This is a genomic window from Desulfotomaculum sp. (genome assembly GCA_003513005.1).
Lineage (GTDB): Bacteria > Bacillota > Desulfotomaculia > Desulfotomaculales > Nap2-2B > 46-80.
In genome coordinates this window covers 2,202-6,140 of record DOTD01000101.1, presented here as the reverse complement: position 1 = coordinate 6,140, position 3,939 = coordinate 2,202, and the positions used below count along the sequence as shown (strand labels likewise).

At 47.8% G+C, this 3,939-nt stretch carries 6 protein-coding genes and 2 pseudogenes; 5 read left to right on the top strand and 3 right to left on the bottom strand.

All coding sequences use genetic code 11. From position 1 onward, the window contains the following. Positions 1–378, top strand: a pseudogene (locus DEH07_12615) (ISAzo13 family transposase). 25 nt (positions 379–403) lie between these two features. Further along, a pseudogene (locus tag DEH07_12610) lies at positions 404–889 on the top strand (AAA family ATPase). A gap of 79 nt (positions 890–968) precedes the next feature. On the opposite strand, the gene DEH07_12605 reads toward DEH07_12610, so the two are convergent. From DEH07_12605 to DEH07_12595, 3 genes are all read right to left on the bottom strand, one after another. Next, positions 969–1,151, bottom strand: a complete 183-nt coding sequence (locus DEH07_12605) for a hypothetical protein (protein ID HBY05313.1) — start codon at positions 1,149–1,151, stop codon at positions 969–971. A gap of 105 nt (positions 1,152–1,256) precedes the next feature. Then, positions 1,257–1,445 (bottom strand): hypothetical protein, encoded by a 189-nt coding sequence (locus DEH07_12600; protein HBY05312.1) that lies wholly within the window; start codon positions 1,443–1,445, stop codon positions 1,257–1,259. Next, positions 1,442–1,774, bottom strand: a complete 333-nt coding sequence (locus tag DEH07_12595) for a hypothetical protein (GenBank protein HBY05311.1) — start codon at positions 1,772–1,774, stop codon at positions 1,442–1,444. The genes DEH07_12600 and DEH07_12595 overlap by 4 nt, the downstream gene beginning before the upstream one ends. Before the next feature lie 125 nt (positions 1,775–1,899). Here DEH07_12595 and DEH07_12590 point away from each other — a divergent pair, with 125 nt between their 5' ends. Genes DEH07_12590 through DEH07_12580 form a run of 3 tightly spaced genes read left to right on the top strand, consistent with a single transcriptional unit; the run spans position 1,900 to position 3,528 of the window. Beyond that, on the top strand, positions 1,900–2,868 hold the full coding sequence (locus DEH07_12590; GenBank protein HBY05310.1) for a hypothetical protein: 969 nt from the start codon (positions 1,900–1,902) through the stop codon (positions 2,866–2,868). A gap of 44 nt (positions 2,869–2,912) precedes the next feature. Continuing rightward, positions 2,913–3,335: a hypothetical protein gene (locus tag DEH07_12585; protein ID HBY05309.1), complete on the top strand. Its 423-nt coding sequence runs from the start codon at positions 2,913–2,915 to the stop codon at positions 3,333–3,335. After that, entirely contained in the window at positions 3,310–3,528 is a 219-nt protein-coding gene (locus tag DEH07_12580; GenBank protein HBY05308.1) for a hypothetical protein, read from the top strand. Before DEH07_12585 ends, DEH07_12580 begins: the two co-directional genes overlap by 26 nt. Positions 3,529–3,939 lie beyond the last annotated feature (411 nt).

The window sequence follows — 3,939 nt, the reverse complement described above, 5'->3', positions numbered from 1 at the left end:
CCGCCGATGGCGGCGGCAGCAACAATTCACGGTCCCGCCTGTGGAAAGTCGAGTTGCTTTAAATTGGCCGCTGACACCGGCCTATGAGGCGCCGTCTGCCACTTCCCTCCGGGCGCCAGCAAGTGGAATAAAATTGAGCATCGGCTCTTCTCCCACATCACGCAGAACTGGCGTGGCCGACCGCTAGAGAGCCACGAGGTCATCGTCAACCTCATCGCCAACACAACAACTGCTGCGGGCCTGAAGGTTCAGGGCCAACTTGACACCAATCCGTACCCGGCCGGCATTAAGGTTTCCGATATCGAACTGGCAACCATCCAATTGAAGCGCTCGGACTTTCACGGTGACTGGAATTATGGCATCAGTCCACATGGTTGAAAAAATTTATTTTATCGCGGCTCCTAAACGCCAACTGCACCGGGAGATCGAACTCATGCAAGGTATTCACCACCTGCAGCCGGTGGTGATTGTGGACGAAGCCCATCTCTTGGACAGAGAAATGCTGGAGGAAGTCAGATTCCTGCTCAATACTTAAATGGATGCCCAGAATCCCATTTCCCTGATCCTGGCGGGTCAAAATGATCTCTGGGAAAGATTTCAGCTCCAGACGTACGCCGCCATCCGGCAGCGTATCGATATCCAATGCAAACTGTCACATATGGACCGCGCCCAGATGGGTGAGTATGTAAAAAAACACCTGACATATGCCGGTGTTGAACAGGAGATTTTTTCAGACAATGCGGTCGATGAAATTTTTCGGTATTCCAGTGGAACTGCCCGTTTGGTAAACAAGGTCTGTACTCATTCGCTGCTTTATGGATCTCAAAATAAGCGTCGGATTATTGATGATCATATGGTTAAGCTTGTTGTTCAGGGAGAATTGAGCTAAATTCTCCCTTCCCCTTAAAGAGGATTTTGGCAGTAATTCCGTCAAGTTATGGACATTTAATACCGTCTATTGTTGGACATTATGTTCTGGCAGTAACAGCCCGGTTCCGGACAAAAACAATCCGGACGGGATGGCCGTAGTAATCCACCACTACGGAGGCAAGAATGTCACTCTTGCGTTTGGTCACTACCCCGTAGAGTTCGGATAGCCTGTAAAACCGGCCGTTGTAGCCATAAAAAATATTGGGCATGTCTTTGAGCATACAGATTGCCTCGCGCCGGCGGGCTTTGATCGCTTTGGCGCCTCCGGCCAGCTAAACCAACTATCGAACAAAACATACTGGAAAGCGCGGGTATGGGCTAAAACTTCATCCAGGAGACTGACCAGTACCTTCGTTGCCTTTAACACGGCTTTTAGCTCTTCGCTTCGCGCCGGGGGAACCGGCGGGAACTTCCGGTCCCTGTTCGTAAAGCCGGTGTTCTGGCTTATTGGAGCTTAAGCCAATGCAAAGGCCAGGGGAACAAAGGAGGCGCCGTCGCTTAAAGCCCACGGTCAACTTGCGGACCTGCCTGCCGGCAGGCAGGAACCCCGCATATAACGGTTGGCGCCATGATCAAAAACCCTGGCTAGTAGCTCTACCTTTTTACTGCGGTTGCGGCTGTATAGAGAATCGTCAAAAATCAAGGCTTTAACCCGTTCCGGCCCGGTTAAGGGATTGAGGAAATTGTTGATCACTCCCGCGCCAAGCTTTAAGAGAGAGCGCCGCCAGTCGTACCATGGATTGATCAAAAACCGGTAGATCACGTCCTTGGCAAATTCTTTGGGCTCTTTACTCTGCAAAAAAGCGTAGAAAATTTTTTTGAGTGAACACAGCAGAACGTGCATAACGGTAACGACTGAATAACCCTTTGGTTTCTTGATCCTGGCCTCTTTTAGGCATTCCTTGACGTTAAAACGCTTGAAGAAACATTTAAACCGAGACCGGACTCTACATTGCGCCGACAAAAGCTTTGGTAAACGACATCGAAAAACGCATTCATTTACCCCTGTCCTCCCTCGGTTTGCGTGTTGGTGTCCGACATGGGGATCGCGATGATCTAGCATCCGGTCAAACACCACATGTCTTAGTCACAACCCCCGAATCTTTTGACGTGCTTCTCTTCAGGAAGGATGCGGCCCTTATTACAGTTAAAGCTGTCATCATAGACGAGGTCCATTTGCTTTACAATACGCAGCGGGGCCTTCAACTCTCTATTCTTCTTCAGCGCCTGAAACAAAGTTTGACTGATAACCCACAGTGGGTGGCTTTATCGGCTACAGTGGGAAGGCTGCCTGATATTCGGGATTTTCTTTTTGGCAGAGATGAACAGGCAGAATTCTTTCAATTTCCCGCGCAACGCACAATTGATGCACAGATACGTAATATTTCAGATGATAATTCTTTTTTAAGGTTAATTCGCCTATTGACCCAACGTCCTGTAAAACTGCTCATATTCGCTAACGCCCGAAAGGAATGCGAAAGATTGGCAGGTTTTTTACGCCAGGACAAACAATTAAAAGCCGAAGTTTTTGTTCATTATTCCTCACTTTCCCCCAATGTCCGGGTTGAAGCAGAACAAAATTTTTCCAAGTCAAACACGGCCATTTGTATAGCTACAAGCACCCTTGAACTTGGTATCGATATTGGAGATATCGACGCTGTATTACTCTGGGGTGTGCCGAGCGGTGTAGAGTCTTTTTTGCAACGCATAGGCAGAAGTAACCGGCGTTCATACAAGACAAATGTGGTCTGTTTGGTGAGCGACGATTCCGAAGTGCCTCTGGGTGAAGTGTTACGTTTTATGGCCATCATTGATGCCGGAAAAAGAGGAGAGTTATCAATTAGGGCTCCTTTTGAATTGTTCGGGGCTGTAGGGCAACAATTTTTAAGTGTGATCGCATCAGACGGCGGGCGATTTACTCGACCAGTACACAATTAACTGATGTCTGTTACGGTTCTAAGTTACTGGGTACCGTACCAGCCATGAATTTATTAAAAATTAGGCGTGGCGCGCTAGTACAGTTTGCCGGCAAACGGTGGAAAGTTATAAAGTATTCTTCAGACTCAATTATCCTGGAACCTTCTCAAGGCCGCGGTAGCGTAATACATTTTACCTACCCGGGCGGTGGTATAGGTTTTGATGCTTTTCTTACAAATCTCATGTGGCAGTTGCTTCATAGTGATGAATTTCCAGTCCGCCTTGTTGAAAACAACTTGCGCGATAGAATTTCATACGCCAGGGACCGCATTCGCAAAGTATGTAATGTTAATGATGTCCCTTATACTCAAATGCTTGAGGGCATCCGCTATTACACTTTTGCCGGTTACTTGATTAATAAAGCTGTGGCTCTTATTACTGAGCAACCAGAGTACAAAGCAGATGATATTTCCTTACTGGTTCCTTGAAAACGAGAACCAGGCCTTAAGCGCAACAGATGAAAGATCTGCTCCTGACAAAAAAAGCGCGGCGGTGGATAAACAAAAGGATGACGCCAAGACGTATCTGGAACTGGAGCAGCTGATGGATTTCGAGTTCCGCTATCAAAGGCATCATTGCCCTTGGGTATACGGAAAACCCTTTGGTAAGCAAAAAGGGTAAGCGGGGCCGGCCGAAAAGGACCAAAGCCTTAAAACCTGCTGGAAAGACTGGACCGGCGCCGACCGGAGACGCTAAATTTCATGTACAACTTTCACATCTCTTTCGACAACAACCAGGCTTAAGCGCGATATTCGCATGACGAAGGTCCAGCAGAAAATCTCCGGTGGATTTCGCACCTGGCAGGGAGCTCAAATCTTTTGCCGGATCAGGGGCTATATCTCTACTGTGAAGAAAAATTCTGTCCCTGTCCTGGGGGCAATCCGCGATGCCCTTCTGAGCAAGCCTTTTGCTCTTGGCGGTACCTAACTTTAACACTTGCGTTGGTGGCCTGAGTAGTTACTTTTATTTTATCAGCTGGAAATCTCTCCGGCAATTCTTTTAGAGAAATTTGCCGCTTTATACGGTAGTTTT